Source organism: Bdellovibrio bacteriovorus, from assembly GCF_001592745.1.
Taxonomy (GTDB): domain Bacteria; phylum Bdellovibrionota; class Bdellovibrionia; order Bdellovibrionales; family Bdellovibrionaceae; genus Bdellovibrio; species Bdellovibrio bacteriovorus_B.
Genome location: NZ_LUKD01000001.1, coordinates 1955890 through 1974480, shown reverse-complemented (window position 1 = coordinate 1974480; position 18591 = coordinate 1955890). Strand labels below are relative to the sequence as shown.

The following is an 18591-nucleotide window of genomic DNA, read 5'->3' as shown; positions in this document are numbered from 1 at the left end:
TCTGACTTTTCACTTAAACATTGTACTCATAACAACAAATTCAACAACAAGTCACGGACTTACACATCTAAAGTCCCATAAACCCGTTGTTGAAAACGATTTGGTCCCCGACGAAGAACCCACGAAAATCGAGCTGGAATTCAAGAAATGGAACGCTCTAGAGGAGAGCGTTTTTCATAAAACATCAGGCCGTTTTAGTTTTTAGCGAGCTTGATGACCTTGTCTTTTACTTCCGTGACGATCAAGGTTTGATCCCTCACAGGATCCGTCTTACCCGTGTATTTTTCATTCGAGAATAAGATCTCGTTACGCAGTTCGTGAACACCTTGTTTCGGCGCCCGAGAAATAGCCTCAGAAAGTCCGTGCCCACCCCAGTTCACCCCTAACGAGTTCTGAGAATTCTTCAACCCCTCGGTCGCAATCACTAGACGATCCCGAGGATTGAGCTGCACCGTGCGACTTTGAGGCTCCGTGTTAAAGTCTTTCGAGAAGCTAGGCCCCGTTGGTAGAAGCTCTACCAAGCTGTCTTGACCATAGACCTGTAAAAAGCCATCTATCACACCGACGGAACAGTACTGCATTTCATAACTACGGCGGTCGACCACGCCATAAAAGACGCTGGCTTTATCTTCATTCAAAATATGCGGCACGATCTCTTTTGCCAGCAAAGCCACGACCTTATGCGCTTCAAGTCCTCGACGAGCTTCCATCTGCGACGAGATTTTAATAATCACGGAAAGCAAAAGTGACGACAGAGAATAACCACTCGCACTCGAGATCAAAATTCCAAATTTCAATTTGTCTTCATGCTCAAAGATATCAAAGTAATCACCACCGGAACGCGTGCCTGGTAAAAACTTAGTGCTAAATTCAAAACCCTGAACATTGGGAAGTTCTGTCGGAGAAAGAAACTTTTGCAGCGTCTGAGCGAACTTCAGTTCCTGACTGATTTGCGTGATCAGCTTCTCTAATGCCGTGTTGGCCTTGGAAAGTTCCAGGCGATAACGATGAAGCTCAGCATCTTTTACTGCGAGTTCATGTTCGAGTTCAGAAATACGCTCTTTAAAATCAGTCTCGTCTGCCATGAAAAATATTGTAAGGAGGACACTCGTGAGTGTCATCCTTATCGCAAGTCACAGCCCTTAGTCGGGGTTTTAAAATACCAGGCGGGTTAACTGCTGCTCTTCATCCTTCAGACGATTTTGAATGTGCTCTGGCACCTGTCCCTCTTTCAAAGAACCAAGTCCCTGCAGGTGATAGCGAATTTCGCTTAAGCGCTTTTGCACTTTCTCTTTGGCCCAGGACATAGCTGGCAAAGAAAGATATTCACGCTCAGTCCACATAGGTGGAAAATATTTAGCCTCTTGCAGCTCGTCGACTTTGACGCGACTTCCGAAGTGGCCCCAAATCATTTGCGCTAAGAACTGACACACTAAAATCACAAGAACGAGTCCGACAAATTGCAGGCTCTTATCCTGAAAAGAAGCCATGTCCGTTGAAAAATTAAAATAGAAAAGATTGCGTGCTTCGCCTGCCAACCAGAAACCGATCAGAACTCCAAGAATGGAAATAGCCGCAAGGTGCTTTCCGATACGCTGACAATCTTGATTCAAAGACCGCGAGTGCCACCAAAAAAGAATCATGCGCGCTATTCTTTCACCGGCAACAAGCCCCATCACGCCGTTTAGCGACACCGTGCTTGTCATTAGCAGGCTTAATCCCAAAACCAGAGTCCAAAACTCTGTTTTGATAACAAGACTCAAAAGAAGACTTGCGGCAAGAAGAGTCAACACCGGGGGAAAGCGACCATCGGCCAAAAAGAAAGCCAAATCACTTTGGCCTAAAAGATTCTGAATGACCGTGGAATTTTTGATCATGCTTTCGCCGCCGATCAGAAAAATTCCCACGCTAAAAGCAAACTGTAAGAGTGTTTTGGCTTTCGCGCTGGAAGTGAAAATAAAAAGACCCAAAACACAAAGACCTAAAATAAAATACCCACTGAAGCCCAAGAACAAAAGGCTAAGAATCGCGATCCACCAGACGCCCAGTGTGCTCATCGCCATGATCAAAGTCGCTGGAGCCAAGGGTAAGACACGCAGATTGTACAAAGCCATCCCCGTGTAGAGGGAACGCTGTGGTGAAACTTCAAAGATCACCACATCAGCGCAACGGATAAAAGTCTTTACCAAATTTGTTTCCATTCCCATGTTAAGAACTTTTTTATGCAAGGACGAGAAAAGAGTCCCTAAGTGCTTCTGAGATTCCGTCAAACCGTACATCACCAGAAAAAAACTACCCAACCACATAAGTATCATAGCGGACCACCTTTCCTTCGTATGCGTGACGGACCCCTGGCAACAATTCTTCTGCATGCAAAGGGCGTTTCACAACCACTCTTTGCACCGGCCAGGTTAGAGCTTCCTTCAAGACATCCGCCGCATCATCATCATGTCCAACGAGATCACGAAAGACGACCATCTCTTGCTTCGGCAATGCAGACTTCTTTTTATGCGGATACATCGGATCAAAATAAATGCTGTCAATTTCGATCTGACCCTTTTTTTCCTTTAAAAAGTTCAGACTGTCAGAATAAAAAAGTTCGTAAGACTTCAGATACTCTTTTTGAGTTTTCTCAAACGCTTCCTTTAAAAGAGCATAAAGCACTGGCGATCTTTCAACGCCGGTGACTTGAAATCCCAGTTGAGTCAAAAACACGCTGTCGACAGCTAAACCCACTGAAAGGTCTAAAATTTTTCGGCAGCCCTTCGCAACACCCAAAGCCTTGGCAATAAGTTCATTCTTACCACGATGACCTTTGCGTTCGTAATCCAGATGATTTTTATCAAAATCGATTTCTAAAAGGCGACGTTCTTGATCGCGCACATACACGCGATCTGCTTCAACGACGAAATGAAAAAAGAAATCGTCTTTATTCGCTGGGTTTACCGGGCAATTTAAAAAGGATGCCCAGTACTGCGCTTTTTCTAAAGCATTTGCAGAAGCTAAAATACAAGTTCGAGACGGGCTTATGTTCCCAGATACCACAGACATTCAAATACCCACAAGCCTATGGTGATCAGGAAAAGATAAAATCCCGCTTTGAAAACGGCGCGCAGTTCGCTGCCAACAGGACTGGAAATATTTTTGAGCTTATAAATAAAACTGAAAGAGAGAAGAACCAGAACCAGGGATAAATAAAAACCCCAATAGAATCCGGCATACTGAACGTGGAAAAGCAAATTGAAACCCAGGAACAAAATCCACCACACGGCCAAGAGGCGACGACTTTTATCAAAGCCCAACCAATTCACCGTATTCGTGAAACCCGCTTGCGCACTAGGAAAGATGTTCATGAAATTTTTCAGTTGAACTACAAAAAGAACCAGCCATCCCCAAAGGCACCCTAGCCACACGCTTTCCCAGTCAAAACCGGCCCCCATGGCAAGCTGATATCCAACGGTTAACAAGGGACCTAACATCAGAAACAGGGCAAGTTCTCCGCCGATCTGATACTTAAAGGAATTTTGTTTTTTAAACTGAGCCCACAATCCAATGATCAAGCTTAAGAAAATAACTCCCGCGACTTCTGGAAACGCAAAGATGATCGGAAGTGCGCAAAGAATGGCCATACTAAGTAGAACCGTCGAATAATTTTTAACTTGGTCGGCGGTCACCCAACCGTTTTGAATTGAACGGCTGCCACTTCTTTCAAGGACGCGATCTACGCCTTTCATGTGGTCCATGTAGTCATTGCGAAGATTTACCGCAATGAACGCAAGCAATACACCCACTGTGGCGATGGCTGTCGTTAAAGGATCTACGACCGTACGATAAGCGATGTTTTTCGTTAGAACTAAAAACAACGGAGCCAAGATCAGCAAGAAACTGCGCGCCTTGAAAGTCTGTAAAAGCACCGTCAACGATGAGGGTTTCTTGATACTTTCCAAAGGCAGAATACGGAAAGTCACCGTCTCAGACGCTGAATTCACATTCAGTGTTTGGACGGGAAGAGCGCGATGGGTTTTCGAGAATGTTCCAAGAAGGTAAGATTCAAACTCAGGAGAATTCTTAGACAGCGTGATCAATTCACTCACGACGGCTTCCTTCTCCAGTAAAGAATCTCAGTCAAAGGACGAAGTTGATCGATCAAACCTTCCTCACCGGGCTTTAAGAAAGTTTTCAGGCGCTCCAAGTGATGATTGTACATTTGGATCAAGCCTTTGTTCATTTCGTCAAATTCAAGAAGCTTTTGATCAAACTGAGCTTTACCACCGATGCTGGCGTAATACTCTTCAAGATTTTTGCTCTTCACCAGAGTGTCGATCTCTTGACGGGAACGGCCTTTCGAAACGAAAGCTCCAAATGAATTTAAATATCCCGATTTCAAATCGCCAAGAATGGCTTTGCCTTCATCATTACGAATGTCGTAATCAAGAAGATCATCACTGCGTTGGAAAAGCTGACCCAACAAAGTTCCCATCTCTTCAAGTACACGATGCAATTCTTCGTCGTATCTTTCTTGCGCAATGAATGGAGCGCGAATACACCATTTAAATAAGCTGGCCGTCTTTAAGTTATGAATACGATCCAGTTGTTCGAGCGTCACAAAAAAGTCGCCCACAACTGAATCCTGAAGCCACTCCCCTTCCAAAAGGTCCGAGATCACTTCCGCCGTGTATTGCACCAGCTTGATATTGCCGTGACCAGAAAGATTCACCATCACACGCGCCAAAAGGTAGTCACCCGCAAGAACAGCGTATTCGGGAGTGTACTTCAACCATGCCGCCGTTTTGCCACGGCGAAGATGAGAACGATCAATAAGATCATCGTGAAGCAAAGAGGCGTTGTGGATGAACTCGATAGTTTGACCTAAAAGAAGTTCGGCTTTGGGATCTAAAGAAAGATTGGAACTCATCATGCGAATGAGTTTTGCGCGGAAGCCTTTTCCACCTGCGAAGAGATCATCATAAAGCTTATTCAGCTTCGGCAAATAAGCCGGAAAATCCTTTGGATCATAGACTTTAAGATCAATGACACTTCGCTGCAATTTTAACTCCTGAAGGTGGGTCGTAAGCCGATAACTTGTCGATTTATCTGCTTGCTGTCAAGGGCTCTCCGGCCTTAAAGTTCGAGACATTATGAATAAAATCTTTCACACCAAAAAGACCCTAACCTTCAGGGAATCCGACCCTGCGGGAATCATGTTTTTCGGGAATATTTTCGGATTCGCCCACGACGCATTTGAGGAGTTTATTCAAGCCGCTGGTTATACCTATCAGGGCTGGTTTGGCCAACGTGATTTGATCATCCCGATCCGCCACACCGAATCTGACTTTTTGTCTCCTTTCTTTCCTGGTCAAACCTACGACATCGCGGTGACAGTGGCGAGTTTTGGTGAAACTTCGTTTAAAATGAAGTATGTGTTTACTCAGTCCGGTAAAACAAATGCGGTGGTTCACATGGTTCATTCCGTGGTGGATGGAAAAACAAAGCAAAAAGCAGCTTTGCCTGCCGAAATGAAATCGCGTTTGCAACCTTACCTGGAAACGTCGAAAGGCTAGGATGGAAGAGTTCAAATTTACAGGTGATGAATGGTGGCGCAAGGGAGTTCGTTTTGAATGCACCGGCTCTGGCAAATGCTGCACGTCTCATGGTGAATATGGCTACGTCTTTTTGAGTCTTGAAGACCGCAAGCGCTTTGCAAAGCACTTCAACATGCGCGTGGGAGAGTTCACGAAAAAATACTGTGCTCGCAGCGGCGGAATCTGGCATTTGAAAGAAGATCCTAAAAACCCGGATTGCATGTTTCTAAAAGGAAAAAGCTGTGGCGCTTATGAAGCGCGCCCCACTCAATGTCGCACATGGCCCTTCTGGCCCGAAGTGATGAACGCGAAGTCGTGGGCGAAAGATGTCAAAGCCTTCTGCCCTGGTGTCGGTCGCGGTGAAGTGATTCCCGCTGAAAAAATTGAAGCCCAGTTGCGTGAACAAATTCAAAGTGAGAAGGGTTGGGGCAAATAACTGAGCCCTTTCTTTTTTTCGTCTCAGCCTGAGTCATCAGACTTACAAGAAATTTAGTTCTTCTAAGAATCTCATTCTGAATCTTAAGGACCCCTCGTCCTTTGTCGAAGAGATATCCATGAAGAACGTAAGCTCTAAATATCTCTCTGTTTTACTCCTTTCTGCGGCCTTGTTAACAAGTTGCAAAAGTCCTGAATTGGAAGTGGCTTCGTTAGGCAAAAAGTTGCCCGCGCCTTCCCTGAAGGGATCCAGTCCCTTTGATCAGGATTTTGATTTGCAAAACTATGTGCGCATTCAAGGAAGCTGCGATGCCCGCGTAGGAAATATTCTTTTAAGCTTCGATAAAACGACCTGGCATCAACCGCCTTCAATTCCCGATACAACAGGGACAAGTCTTACGGGCGTCACAAACGATCGCGATTGTTCTGATGGGTCTTTTGATCTTTATCTAACGAAAAATGATTTAGAAAATATCTGGGGTATCGTGGGTGGAAGCAATGGCACTGACGTTGATTACATCTACATCAAAGGTGAAACACTGATTGGTGATACAGCGATTCTAATTCTGCAAGACCCTGAAGATCATGGCGGCGGCAATGGTTCAAGCCCGGCAACAACGGTCAACATTGAAAAAACATGGCCTGCCGGGTTTGCGGGTTCGGGTCAATGCGATTCTATGCGTGTTTATCTAACAAACGCCCAAGGCTATCGTGCTACGCACACTTCGGCGATCAGCTTTTCAGTGCAAAATACTTTTCAAGGCGTGACTACGCCAATTTCCGCTTACAATACCTTCCAAGACTGCGACAATGATTCCTCAGGTACTGCCGGACAAACAACGTTTTCCATTCCCGCTGGCCAAGATGGCATCGATATTATCTACAAATTTCCGACGAATGCTAAATCGGGAACGATGACATTCAAGATTGCTTCACCTTCCGCTTTAACTGCAAATCCAACCGATTATCTAGTAACGATGCGCGACTCTTCGTCAACTGCAACTCGCTGGCTTTCGCTGGAAGACCATCGCTATCAAATATATAAAGATGTTTGCTATCCAATGAAGATGCGCACGAACCTCTATAATCGGACAATGGCGTACGACAATATCAACGGCATTATTAGCCTAACAACCTCAGACTCAAGGATGAAGTTTTACTCGGATACATCTTGCTCTACGGAATCCTCAATCGTAAATTTGCCTGATTATGGAAGCGAGTTTACGATTTACGTGAAATACGCCTCTGGAACAGATTCAGACTCTTACAAATCATTCAATATTTCGGCTACCACCGCGTCAGGAAGTGCCTACAATTACGACTTTGCCCCGTACAATATGAAAGTGGATCTTTCTAATAAAAATACGACCACGAAGGTGGGAATCTGGGGACCTCGTGATGTCACACGACACTCGTGTCAACATTTCGACATTGTTGTTATGAACGATAATGGCACTCGCATGCCAGCCTCAAGCAATGCCACTATCAATTTATCTACAGTGGAAAGCTCAGTAGGAACTTTTTACGCCAGCGATATATGCAGTGCTGGGTCTGAAATAACTCAAACTAATGTTGCAACTGGCTCAGATGCGACGCGAGTTTATTTCAAAGCAACCATTAATGATGGCACTTACCATTTTAAACTCGGCGGATTAACCCAAATGAATAATACAGAACTAAGAGTGAAAACTGTGGCGACACGAATTACCTACGAAGCGCCATCTAATTTTTGGGATCTGAGTCTTGCGCCAAGCTGTGTGCCGGTGATCATGACTCGTAAAGATGCGTATTACAATCCAGCGTACGTGCCAAGCAGCCTGAGTATCGCACTTACTGTGAATTTTTCGGACGGTGTGAACAATAGAGTTTTCAGTGATGCCAGCTGCTCGGCACCACTTTCAAGTACAGTCACAATCCCTGCCGGAAGTGCTACAACAACCTTCTATATTTCGAAATTGGGAATTCCAAACGGAACGAATGTGTCAATAAGCTCTTTCGTGCCAGGACTCTACTCTGAGACTCTGAGCGGAACACTTTTTATTCCTTAATTTTCTTTCGCAGAATCTGCATCAACTCATCACGGTCTGCCTCGGGGTGGACCGTGAACGTTTCGGTGTCCCCATCAACACTGGCGTAAGTCAAAGCTTGCAGTTCGTCGATACAGACATCCAAACAACTTGAAGTCACAATGCGAATTTTTGAAAGATCACCACTTTCTTTGAAGGATTTTTTCAGAAATGTTTTTAGATTTTCACCCGCATTGCCTTCTTCATGCAGACTTTTAGAGCTGATAGATTTATGGCACTTCGTACAAACAAGCACGATGCCCTTCGACCATGGATTTTCTTCTTTTTTAATCATAACAAGCTCCTTAATTGCGCCCACAAAATCTTGCCCAGATCACTGCGTGGGATGTTCTTCACGTAATGGACCCTGCGCGGTTTTTCAAACGGAAGCACCTTATCAGAATAGGCTTTCACTATGTTATCAGTTTCTGCTTCTGAAAGTAGACTGACAATGTGAATTTCACTTCCTAACCTTTCAGATGGCATATCTAACAACGTCACTTTCAAAGGAAAGCTTGGATTCAAAGCCAGAGCGCAGTTTTCTAAGACAGATCTTAGGTGCGCGACGTTTGTCCCCTCGCCACCGATTTTAATATAGTCCTTGCTACGCCCCTGCACATGCAGAACCCCGTCAAGAACCTGACCGCGATCTTCCGTCGTAAACCAGCCTTCCACCTTCGGATCCCATGAGCGCGTTCCACCTTGAGTATTTTGGGCATAACATGTGAATAACGAATCCGCTTGAACTTCTAGGTAACCATTTTCATTTGTTCGTGCGGTGGCATGCGAGAGCAACCCCATGTCAGGAAACTCATCACTCTTTAAAGAATCCAGGTTCGCAGTTGCAATTTGCGAAGCTGTTTCCGTCATTCCGTAGCTGGGTAACACAGGCCACCCCAACGATCGTGCTTTTTTGAATAACTCGACTTCGAAAGCGCCCCCACCCACCACAATAGCCCTTAATGTCGAGGGAGCTTGATAAGAATGAGCGACCAAGTCGTACACTTGGGTCGGCACTAAAGCGGACAACGTGCACTTTTCGCTTTTAAGAATGCTGTAATAGTGATGAGCGTCCCAGCGCCCGTCCTTCAATGCCGAAATCACTTTCGCACCGGCAAGCTCTGCCCGCACTTCGATTCCCAAACCGCCAACATGAAAATGCGGCAGAACTTGCGCCCACACATCCTGAGACGTGCTTTGCAAATGCAGATTCACGGCTGAAGCCGAACTCATCAACGCTTTTTTGGATAAAGCCACAAGTTTTGTGCGCGCCGCTGAATCCGCCGTCGAACCAGAAGTTGCAATCCAGACATGGCCTTTTAATTTTCTTTCATTTTGTATCGAGAGTGCTAACGAATGAAGGGCCTCAAAGTCTTCTTGAGGAAGACGTGGATTCAGTAAGATCTCGTTATTATCTGAATGAAGATCTAACTTCTTTTGAGCTGATGCCAAGGCAACCCCTCAAGCAATTTATCAAACCCTACACCCCGGCCTTTCACTTTGAGTAAGTAAGGTCCCTGCGTGTTGAGCTCTGCCGAAAACATGTCCATTTTGAATTGTCGATGAGTCAGGCAACCCGCTTCCAGAATCATTTCGCCGTGTTGTTTCTTTAATTCCATGGCGATCGCTGCCGCATGAGCAATGCCAACGGCATGATCCATGTAGCTTGTCACCGTGGCTTTCAGATTCCATTGTTTACATTGAGCAAGGGCCTTATCGACGTCGATTTTTGCGGGCTTAATCACAAGCACATCGAAAGGGGCTTTTTGCAACTTTTCCCAAGGCACTTTGTCGTATTGGTTATCGACGGCAATCTTTACGAGCTTCTTTGCTTCGGACCATGCAGCGATATCGAAAGGAAACGGATCTTCCACGTATTCAATGGAAGGCTTCACCGTTGCGGGCAAGCTTCCCATAAAACGTTCAAAGATCTGCCACGTCGCCACGGCATTAAAATCCAAACGGATCTTCATTCCTGCGGCCGCAACATGCGTAAGAACCCCCGCCTCTTCTTGAAGATTGCGACCCACTTTGATTTTCAAAGTGGTGAAGCCTTCTTTTTTTAACTCATCAAGAAAACCGGGTTTTAAAGCCGTGAAATCCGAAAGCAGAAAGTTGTTTTTTAGTTTCTCACCACCATCAAAAAGACTTTTACCCTCTTTGCGTGCCTGGGCATCACGACGGGCCAACCAAAAACATTGCTCGACTTGCGCCGACATTTTACCGCGACGAAGATTCGAAAGCTGTTCTTCTAAAGTTAAATCACCTAGTTCTGGCCAAGGATGAAGATCCGCATAGCCTTTCAGACCATCAGCCCATTCAATTTTTAGCAGCACGCCTTCGCGAGCAGCCGCCCCCGCCACCGCATTGAGCGATTGCAAAGGTTGCAAAGAATAAGGGCTGTAAGAAATTTGAATCAAAACGCGAATCCTATCGCCAATAAAAGACCAAACACCAAGTGAAGACCGGCTGCCTGACCTAAAAATTTATTGTAAGCGGGGCTGGGCTCTGTATTGAAAACATTTTTTGTGATCTTAAATGCCAGCGGCATTGCAAACATCGAAACGATCGCCGGAATCTTGTAACCTTCAAACCACCAATAAAGATTCAATACAAAAGGCAAAAAACACAATGTCGCGATTTCATAGCGTGAAAACTTCACTCCGAAACGGACGGCCAGAGTTTTTTTATTCACTAAAGCGTCACCGCTGTGGTCGCGAAGATTATTGATCGCAATAAGAACGGTGGCGTGAAATCCGATCTGCAATCCCAAAACGAAAGCCTCTTGCATCCACTCACCGGTATTCAGAAATACGATTCCCATGACGGCCAGCAAACCAAAGAATAGAATTACAAACAGATCGCCCAATCCCAAATAAGCTAAAGGAAAAGGGCCCGCCGTATAAGAGTAACCCATCAATACCGAAGCGATTCCGATAGCAACGATGACCCAGCCGCCTTTCATCACGAGCGGAATACCGCAAAGAACGGCTAAAAGAAAACAGACAGATCCCAAGGCCATCACCTGACCCGCCGTCAAAATCCCCGCCTGAGTGATGCGCTGAGGGCCGATGCGTTTTTCCGTGTCTGCGCCCTTTTTAAAATCAACGGCATCATTAACCAAATTCGTTCCGATCTGAATTAAGAATGAGGCCGCTAAAGCGTAAAATAAAACCCAACCATCCCAAGAAAGACCAATGGCACGCACCAAGGCGGTTCCCGCTAAACAAGGCACCAAAGCTGCCGTGAGAGTTTTCGGACGGAACGCCAGAAGGATACTTTTGATTTGAATCGCAGAAGAAGTCATATTTTGCATCGCACCATTTCGAGTTAACTTTAAACCATTTCTATCAGAACTTTTTCTGATGACCAATGCAATTTCTAAGTGCAAAAAGAAACCGTCGGAGGTCTTTTCATGAATCTATTCGTTGTCCTTTCTTTTTTCGCGGGAGCGCTTATCGCGGGCCTCGTGGTTTATTTCAAAATGAAAGCCCAAGCGACATCTGAAAAAGCTCAGTTGCAGGCGGATGTTCAAGCATTGCAGATGAAAAATGATCTTCTTTCACAAAGCCTCGCTGAACAAAAGGTCTTGATGACCGATGCTCGCAAACAGCAAGAAGCGCTGGCGGAAAAAATGAACACTCAGTTTGAAGTGATGGCGCAAAAAATCTTTGAAGAAAAGTCTGCCAAGTTTACCGATCAGAACCACAAAAATATCGCTTCTGTTTTGGAACCTCTTAAAGAGCGCATCAAAGATTTCGAAAAGAAAGTGGAAGAGACTTATTCCACAGAACGCTCTGAGCGCGGCATGCTGCGCGGGGAACTTTCGAAGCTCATGGAACTAAATAAAGTCATGTCCGCAGAAACGCAGAATCTGACAAAAGCCCTTAAGGGTGAAGTAAAAACGCAAGGTAATTGGGGCGAGCTGATCTTAGAAAATATTCTGGAACGCTCGGGCCTTCGTAAAGGTGAAGAGTACATCATTCAGGGAACAGACTTGGATTTGCGTGGCGAAGACGGACAAATTCTTCGTCCTGACGTTATCGTCAGTCTGCCCGACGAAAAACATTTAATCGTCGACTCAAAGATGACATTGATCGCTTACGAACAATACTCTTCGGCAGAAACCCCTGAAGATCTTGAGCGTGCGGGAAAGCTTCACGTTGAATCTTTGAAAAAACACATCGACGGTTTATCAGAGAAAAAATATCACGCAGCCGATAAGTTGATTTCACCGGACTTCGTGATTTTGTTCATGCCTTTAGAGCCGGCTTTTGCTTTGGCGTTTAAATTGAAGCCAGAGCTCTTCCAGTACGCGTGGGAAAGAAACGTGGCGATCGTGAGTCCAACGACTTTGCTAGCAACACTAAGAACGGTGGCGGCTTTGTGGAAGCAAGATCGTCAGGAAAAAAATGCGCTTGAAATCGCGAAGCGTGGTGGCCTTCTTTATGAAAAATTCGCAGGCCTTTTAAAAGACCTTCAAAACCTAGGCGAAAAACTTTCCGCGGCTCAAAAAGCACATGAAGATGTGATTAAGAAAGTTTCTGAAGGTCGCGGGAACTTGATTGACCAAGTGGAAGATCTAAAGCGCTTGGGCGCTAAAACGGAAAAATCATTACCTCAGTTAGAGAATGCTTAAGCGGCCTCAAAACCGCTTCATCCGTGATGAATCCCGGTTATGGCAAGCTTAAGAACTTAACTGCACGAACTGATTAGTAAAAACAGAATCAGGATTAACAACTTAAGTAATTCTATAAACTTCCGAAAAGTACCTTGTTGAGGGGTATTTTTCATAGAGAGCCTCCTTTGGTGAGGGGACTCTCGTCCATAAGAAAGGCGGTCTTGAGGCCGCTTTTTTTATTTGCAATTCTGACTTCAACACAAGAATCAATCGAACGGATAAAAGATCAGTGGAAGTCTGTTGCTCGGACAAATAAAAAAGGCTTGGGTGACCAAGCCTTTTTTCATTCTTAATTTTGATTCGGAATTATAATCCCGCTTCTTTCACAATGTTCAATTTCGTCGCTACGTCGATACCAGAAGATTGGTTCTTGATAGCCACTGCAGGGTTTTGAACCACGCGCTGTTGAAGTTTCGTGAAGATAGGCTCACGGATCGCCAAGTTGTTGTCTTGAAGGACACATTGACGAGCTGTGCGTGCTTCTACGTTCACAACAACAGGAGCTTTTAGGTTCGCCGTCATTTGCGTAGGATCATCTGGAATAGTCACGATAGAGAAGTAGCGAGCTTTTTCTTGTGCCGCCAATTTCAAAGCTTCCATATCACTTTTCGTCAATGTGGCTTTGTATTGAGGAGCAAACAACTCAGGCTCTAGAACTGGAAAAGCGATTTGAGGCGCTTCACAGCTTTGCAACCAGGCGAAGATTTCATCATTTGGATCATCAAGAAGAGCGAACTTACGTAGATCCCCGAAACCCAATAGGCCTTCTGGAAACGTCAGAACATCTTCCTGTTTCAGCTCAACTTGGCCGAAGCGCGATGTCGAAATGATCATTCATCCTCCCGGAAAACGTATTCATCCATAATTTTAGACACACCAAGACGGCATGATGGTGAATACACCTATAAATCTGGACCTAAATCTAGGGAGACTCAATTAAAATTTAGAGCATTTGACGACCCGCTTCTTCAGCGCACTGGGAGCGGGTCTTAAGATGACTAAGGCTTAAGGAGTTTAGCGACACTGCGTGTCTTATCAGCGGGCACACTTGCAGACTGCTGGTTTTGTTCCTGAATAGCTACGTAGACTTCTTCACGGTGAATTTTGGTGTCTTTGGGCGCTTCAATGCCTAAACGAACCTGTTTACCTTTGATTTGAACTACTCTGATTTTGATGTGGTCATCGATAGCGATGCTTTCACCCAACTTCCGTGTGAGAACCAGCATGACAACTCCTTTTGCTGCAGTCGTTATCGGTAGTTTTAAGCGGAACTGTAGGTATTATTTTTATCTTAGAAAGTCAAGAAGGCTTGGTTGAATAAGCTTTCCCGACGTTTCGAGAGTCGCTTTTAGGGTGCTGTCGGTCTTATTGATATCTGAAATAACCTGGAAAGCGTCAGCATCTTCCAATTGGGATGCTGCCACCTTATTGTCCACCACCGCTTTTTGCAGGGAGTCCATGGTATTGTTCACAGCCATGATTCTGGACCCAACCTCAGAACGGGTTAGAACGACCTGAGAGATCGCCTGATCCAGGGTGTCCAAGGCGGCTTGAACGCCTTGCTTGTCATTGGTACGCAAAGAAATCTCAAGGTCCTTAATGGTTGAGAAGATGTTGGTTCCCCCACCACCTGTCACCGGATCTTGCTTGTCAGAACGACTTGAACGGCGGTCTGATGCAGGTCCACGTGTCTCTACGAAGTTGCTTTCGACTTCGCGGTTAGCCTCTTCGCGTTGTTGTTCTTCTTTTTGGAATTGTTTTAACTGTTCAACCGTTGTCGGTGCTTCGTAACGAGCCCGAACAATCCCGTCGCCACCCAAACCTCGGCCTAAGAAGACTTTGCTGCCCGGAATATTCATGGCAACGAAAGAATCCTTATGAGTTTGGATCTTCATGTCTCCATCATCACCGAAGTATTCTCCGGCCTGATTGAAGGGAGTGGTTTGAGTTTTATAGCCACCGAAAACGTAACGCTCTCCGAGTTTACGGTTTCCGATTTGAATCGCCTGATTATAGATCTGCTCGATCTCAGACGCCGTGACCAGACGTGTTTCTTCGTTTCCGCTGGCATCATTCGATTGGCTGACAGCCAACTCTTTCGCACGCACTAGGATTTCTGAAAGTTCGCCCAAAGATTGGTCCGAGAACTCCAGGAAAGAACGGGCGTTATTGATATTCTTGATAAACTGAGTGTTCCCACGCTCTTCTGTACGAGAAGCCAGCACACGCGCTGACGCTAAAGGATCATCTGACGGTTTATTAATACGCTTTTGAGTTGCAGCTTGATTCTGCAAGTCCGCCATATCTGAACGATTCTTCGTCAGATTCTGGTTCACTTGATTGAATGACATTTTATCTGCAATTCTCATTTAAACTTTCTATCCTTATGCTGCTTCAGCCTTCGCGCCATCAGGCGCTACGGCTCTGCGGCCTTACGGCCTATAACCGTTTTAAATTCAATACTGTATCAAACATTTCGTCTGCTGTTTTGATCAAACGAGCAGAAGCATCGTAAGTTTTTTGGAACTCGATCATTTTTGTGGTCTCTTCATCCAAAGAAACGCCGCTGATGCTCTCACGAATATTTGTGAGCTGATTCATCACGTTTTTCTGAGACTCTTGAGATTTCACCGCACGTTGGGCGACCGCACCGATCTGACCGACTTGCGTGTTGTAGTAATCATCTAAAGTCGAAGTTCCACCATCCATCACTTGACGGTGCTGCAAGGAAGAGATCACGTTCGCAACAGTATTATCACCCGTTGCACCAGACTGGGCTCCGGCCGCGATTCTGCCGACATCGTTAAAGATTGTTTTATTTAATCCGATAACCGATGCAGCTCCCTTTGTCTGTTCCGGCATTTCGAAAAATAAAACACCAGGACGACCACTTTTATCAAATCCCTCAATATGGGCTTTATTGACTTCTTTCGCCAATGTGTAAGCCATGTTGTCGACGTGATTCAAAAGGTCCTCAATCACACGGTCACGAACTTCCAAAGCACCACCAATACGGCCACCCGTGATTTGATCTGTGATGTTTGCGGGAGTTCCCGTACCCACGAAGAATACTTCGACGCGGTCACGGCTGCCGGTTTGTTCTGCTTTCAGTTCTGAAGAGCCTATACCTGAAACCAGGATACCTGTACGACCGGCAGTGACTGTCACCATGCCGTCTCTTCCTTCCGCCCAAGAAATGTCGATCTTTTCGCCTAGTTTTTTTAGAACTAAGTCACGACGATCGCGCTCATCATTGGCCGGAGTTTTTTGAACTTCGATCATTTGGATTTTTTCATTCAGCTGCGCAATTTCTTTCGTCAACTGATTGATCTCGTTCACAGTCGTCTTCACCTGACCATCTAGATCTTCCTGCACGGCTTTTAATTGCCCCACCACGCGACCGAAATCTTTCGACATCGCAACAGCAGATTCACGCACCAAAGTTCTTGATGCCAAGCTTTCGGGATTGTTAGAAAGTTCACGGAACGAGTTGAAGAAATCAGTCATGTACTGATTCAGGCCTTTATTGTTCTGCTCATTGTAGATTTGCTCTACACGGCCCAGAGCATCGGCACGCGAATCATGGAAGCCCATGTTCATGCCTTCTTTTTGAATTTGTTTTTCTAACCAAGGATTGTTAACGCGAGTCACGACACCGGCACGGGCACCCATACCGATTTGAAGATTTCCCTCACCGATAGGCTGATTCGACAATAGCTCAACACGCTGGCGTGAAAAGCCCTCGGTTGATTTATTGGCGATGTTATGACCGACCGTTTGCAATGCTGTCTGAGAATTCATCAGAGAGCGCTTACCCGTATCCATCATAGCCGAGATTTTAGACATCCTATCCTCATCTTCGGTGGGTCGTTGTTACCGTTTCAGCCTTCGGGCTCCGCCCTAGGGCACTGCGCGCTTCCGCGCTTACGCTTCTTTACTAACGAAGTTGCCAGACACCTGAGGGCCTTGTTTGTATTGGCCTTTGCCTCCGTAAGTTTTTTTACCGGAGAGAGTATCTTTGATTTCGCCAAGAGCACCATTCAACGTGTGCAAAGCAGACTTAGCGTATTCTTCATTGTCTTTGTTAATGTCAGTGATTCTTTTGATCAACATGTCCAAAGCGGAATGTTGAGTGCGAAGACGATCGGCTGCGGGAGTGCCTGCTAACTTTTGTGCAAGCTCCAGCAAACGAGGATTTTCCACGTCGGCTCCGACCATTGTTGCTAGATCCATCGCATAGCGAGAACGCAAAGCATCCTGCGCGCGAAGTTTGAAAAGCAATTCTTCTTTAAGTTTATTGCTTTCTTCCAAAGCATCGCGATCCGCTTGAAGAAGAAGGTCTTTTTCTTTGCGTACGATATCGAGAAGAGAACGATAGATCTTTGTGAGTTCCTCGAGATTGGCTTCTAACTTTTGAAACGCTCTTTCTACTGTTGCGTCCATCATTTCATCATCCTTGATGCCGCCTGGGCGGTGAGGTTGTTAATAAACCCCTGCATGGGTGCTAGCTCTACCGGCTTCCGGCAATTTAGAAATCTAAATGTTCGTCGACCATTTTGTCGGCGATAGCTTTTGCATCGACGTTGTATTTTCCGTCGTCGATCAATTTTCTGAACTTAGCAACTTTGGCTTCGTCAACGTCAGGAGCCGACATCGCAAGTTCTTTGATTCTTTTTGCTTCTTGCGCACGTGGAGAAAGTTCAACGCGAGAAGATTCACCGAGAGTCGACGCAGTCAATGCATCTGCTTTTGCTGTCGGCGCACCAGCGGAATTATTTTTAATTGCATCCGCTTTGTTAGAGCGAGAAGAATCTGTCAGATTCAAATTCTGTCCAACTTTGTTGTGCGTGATCTTCATTGAAGGCCTCCTGCTTTCGAGTGTTAGAATACACTCTTTGTTCTTTTCATAGTATCACAATGGGACAGTTACACCAAATCATTCTGAGACAGTTTCTGGTCCAGGTTCTGCACCCTTCTCGACTGTCCAATAGAGTGACTTCGCCTCAGGACTTAAAAACCCAAGGGTGTCGCCAGCTTGCAGTTTTTCCCCTGTCGAAACTTTAGACACTCCACCCTTAAAAACCATCTGACTTTTAAGACCATTGTCGTGCTCAATTTCAATCATTGTCTGATCATCTGCCAAAGTCTTCTTCCCCAGCAAAACCCCGTCCCATGGGGCTTTGACAGCTTCAGGCGCCTTGTCTGCACCTTGAGGACCTTGCGTATTATCAATTCGATAAGACACGGATTGTTTTTTACCAGGATGTTGAAACGGACGAGCCGCGAAAGATTTCGTGTCAAGAGGGAGAGGACCCTGAGGCTTAGATACCTGAGTCTTAATTCCCATCATCACACCAAATTTCTCAACCAACTGCGTGTAAATCATATCAGAGAGCCCGACACCACCACGCTCTCCCCACTTCTCAACATAGTGATCATCCAACTGCTCACGAAAAATTTTTTCCGCATGACTAGTCTGAATAAATCCACCTTCTTGAATAGTGGAACGCATCGCCTTCGTCATCTCACGAAGAAAATGCTTCTCATACATATCCGAAACTTCCCGAAGCTTCTGCTCAGGAGATTTAGGCACAGGCCGAGAAAGAAACTTAGACCCAAAAGCCTTAAAATTTCCAGCCCCACCAGCAGCACCACTAGAATCACTCATAAGCAACTCCCAGTGCGAAGTTTGAAAACTGAAACTTAGAAATTAAAAAAAACGAAAACGCCGTCGCAGACGGCCAGAACCCAAAAACAAAACCTCCGCCCCCTCTAACTCCCCAACCGCTTCCAACAAGCGAACGCGTCGTTGGAATCTGTGAGTAGT

Annotated in this window: 20 protein-coding genes; 4 read left to right on the top strand and 16 right to left on the bottom strand. The window is 45.6% G+C overall.

What is annotated here, in order from left to right; translation table 11 throughout:
* Nucleotides 1–194: 194 nt before the first annotated feature.
* The 5 genes from AZI87_RS09460 to AZI87_RS09440 form a co-directional block, all read right to left on the bottom strand.
* Nucleotides 195–1085 carry a PP2C family protein-serine/threonine phosphatase gene (locus AZI87_RS09460; RefSeq protein WP_063206289.1) on the bottom strand — a complete coding sequence of 297 codons (891 nt, stop codon included), beginning with the start codon at nucleotides 1083–1085 and terminating at the stop codon, nucleotides 195–197.
* 69 nt (nucleotides 1086–1154) lie between these two features.
* A complete protein-coding gene (locus tag AZI87_RS09455; RefSeq protein ID WP_253696628.1) occupies nucleotides 1155–2315 on the bottom strand; it encodes a hypothetical protein in 1161 nt (386 codons plus the stop codon).
* Nucleotides 2293–3051 carry a class I SAM-dependent methyltransferase gene (locus tag AZI87_RS09450; RefSeq protein ID WP_253696626.1) on the bottom strand — a complete coding sequence of 253 codons (759 nt, stop codon included), beginning with the start codon at nucleotides 3049–3051 and terminating at the stop codon, nucleotides 2293–2295. Before AZI87_RS09450 ends, AZI87_RS09455 begins: the two co-directional genes overlap by 23 nt.
* The gene (locus AZI87_RS09445) at nucleotides 3027–4094 is read right to left on the bottom strand and encodes a prenyltransferase (protein ID WP_063206287.1); all 1068 of its coding nucleotides are present in this window, start codon (nucleotides 4092–4094) and stop codon (nucleotides 3027–3029) included. The genes AZI87_RS09450 and AZI87_RS09445 overlap by 25 nt, the downstream gene beginning before the upstream one ends.
* Nucleotides 4091–5047, bottom strand: a complete 957-nt coding sequence (locus tag AZI87_RS09440; protein WP_063206286.1) for a polyprenyl synthetase family protein — start codon at nucleotides 5045–5047, stop codon at nucleotides 4091–4093. The genes AZI87_RS09445 and AZI87_RS09440 overlap by 4 nt, the downstream gene beginning before the upstream one ends.
* Before the next feature lie 91 nt (nucleotides 5048–5138).
* Between AZI87_RS09440 and AZI87_RS09435 the strand changes: the two genes are divergently transcribed.
* The 3 genes from AZI87_RS09435 to AZI87_RS09425 all read left to right on the top strand — a co-directional run bounded on the left by AZI87_RS09435 (nucleotide 5139) and on the right by AZI87_RS09425 (nucleotide 8065).
* Complete coding sequence (locus tag AZI87_RS09435; RefSeq protein WP_063206285.1) at nucleotides 5139–5561, top strand: acyl-CoA thioesterase; 423 nt, start codon at nucleotides 5139–5141, stop codon at nucleotides 5559–5561.
* Nucleotide 5562: 1 nt separating this feature from the next.
* Complete coding sequence (locus AZI87_RS09430; protein ID WP_063206284.1) at nucleotides 5563–6018, top strand: YkgJ family cysteine cluster protein; 456 nt, start codon at nucleotides 5563–5565, stop codon at nucleotides 6016–6018.
* Between the two features lie 118 nt (nucleotides 6019–6136).
* Nucleotides 6137–8065 carry a hypothetical protein gene (locus tag AZI87_RS09425; protein WP_063206283.1) on the top strand — a complete coding sequence of 643 codons (1929 nt, stop codon included), beginning with the start codon at nucleotides 6137–6139 and terminating at the stop codon, nucleotides 8063–8065.
* Here the strand turns inward: AZI87_RS09425 and AZI87_RS09420 are convergent.
* From AZI87_RS09420 to menA, 4 genes are read right to left on the bottom strand one after another with little or no spacing between them, the layout of a single operon-like run.
* Nucleotides 8055–8378, bottom strand: a complete 324-nt coding sequence (locus tag AZI87_RS09420; protein WP_253696622.1) for a (2Fe-2S) ferredoxin domain-containing protein — start codon at nucleotides 8376–8378, stop codon at nucleotides 8055–8057. The genes AZI87_RS09425 and AZI87_RS09420 overlap by 11 nt on opposite strands.
* Nucleotides 8375–9535, bottom strand: coding sequence for an AMP-binding protein (locus AZI87_RS09415; protein ID WP_063206282.1), 1161 nt, complete (start codon nucleotides 9533–9535; stop codon nucleotides 8375–8377). The genes AZI87_RS09420 and AZI87_RS09415 overlap by 4 nt, the downstream gene beginning before the upstream one ends.
* Nucleotides 9511–10503 (bottom strand): o-succinylbenzoate synthase MenC, encoded by a 993-nt coding sequence (gene menC, locus AZI87_RS09410; RefSeq protein WP_063206281.1) that lies wholly within the window; start codon nucleotides 10501–10503, stop codon nucleotides 9511–9513. Before menC ends, AZI87_RS09415 begins: the two co-directional genes overlap by 25 nt.
* Nucleotides 10500–11399 (bottom strand): 1,4-dihydroxy-2-naphthoate octaprenyltransferase, encoded by a 900-nt coding sequence (menA, locus tag AZI87_RS09405; protein ID WP_063206650.1) that lies wholly within the window; start codon nucleotides 11397–11399, stop codon nucleotides 10500–10502. The genes menC and menA overlap by 4 nt, the downstream gene beginning before the upstream one ends.
* Nucleotides 11400–11498: 99 nt before the next feature.
* Here menA and AZI87_RS09400 point away from each other — a divergent pair, with 99 nt between their 5' ends.
* The gene (locus AZI87_RS09400) at nucleotides 11499–12722 is read left to right on the top strand and encodes a DNA recombination protein RmuC (RefSeq protein ID WP_063206280.1); all 1224 of its coding nucleotides are present in this window, start codon (nucleotides 11499–11501) and stop codon (nucleotides 12720–12722) included.
* Nucleotides 12723–13070: 348 nt separating this feature from the next.
* Here the strand turns inward: AZI87_RS09400 and fliW are convergent, their stop codons facing one another.
* The 7 genes from fliW to AZI87_RS09365 all read right to left on the bottom strand — a co-directional run bounded on the left by fliW (nucleotide 13071) and on the right by AZI87_RS09365 (nucleotide 18432).
* Nucleotides 13071–13598, bottom strand: a complete 528-nt coding sequence (fliW, locus tag AZI87_RS09395) for a flagellar assembly protein FliW (protein WP_063206279.1) — start codon at nucleotides 13596–13598, stop codon at nucleotides 13071–13073.
* Nucleotides 13599–13762: 164 nt separating this feature from the next.
* Nucleotides 13763–13990 (bottom strand): carbon storage regulator CsrA, encoded by a 228-nt coding sequence (csrA, locus tag AZI87_RS09390; protein ID WP_041869353.1) that lies wholly within the window; start codon nucleotides 13988–13990, stop codon nucleotides 13763–13765.
* A 60-nt stretch (nucleotides 13991–14050) separates the two neighbouring features.
* Complete coding sequence (flgL, locus tag AZI87_RS09385) at nucleotides 14051–15133, bottom strand: flagellar hook-associated protein FlgL (protein WP_063206278.1); 1083 nt, start codon at nucleotides 15131–15133, stop codon at nucleotides 14051–14053.
* A 70-nt stretch (nucleotides 15134–15203) separates the two neighbouring features.
* Nucleotides 15204–16610, bottom strand: a complete 1407-nt coding sequence (flgK, locus tag AZI87_RS09380; RefSeq protein ID WP_063206277.1) for a flagellar hook-associated protein FlgK — start codon at nucleotides 16608–16610, stop codon at nucleotides 15204–15206.
* A gap of 78 nt (nucleotides 16611–16688) precedes the next feature.
* Nucleotides 16689–17210, bottom strand: coding sequence for a flagellar protein FlgN (locus AZI87_RS09375; RefSeq protein WP_063206276.1), 522 nt, complete (start codon nucleotides 17208–17210; stop codon nucleotides 16689–16691).
* Between the two features lie 82 nt (nucleotides 17211–17292).
* Nucleotides 17293–17622: a flagellar biosynthesis anti-sigma factor FlgM gene (gene flgM / locus AZI87_RS09370; RefSeq protein WP_063206275.1), complete on the bottom strand. Its 330-nt coding sequence runs from the start codon at nucleotides 17620–17622 to the stop codon at nucleotides 17293–17295.
* 78 nt (nucleotides 17623–17700) lie between these two features.
* Nucleotides 17701–18432, bottom strand: a complete 732-nt coding sequence (locus AZI87_RS09365; RefSeq protein WP_063206274.1) for a rod-binding protein — start codon at nucleotides 18430–18432, stop codon at nucleotides 17701–17703.
* Between the last annotated feature and the right edge of the window lie 159 nt (nucleotides 18433–18591).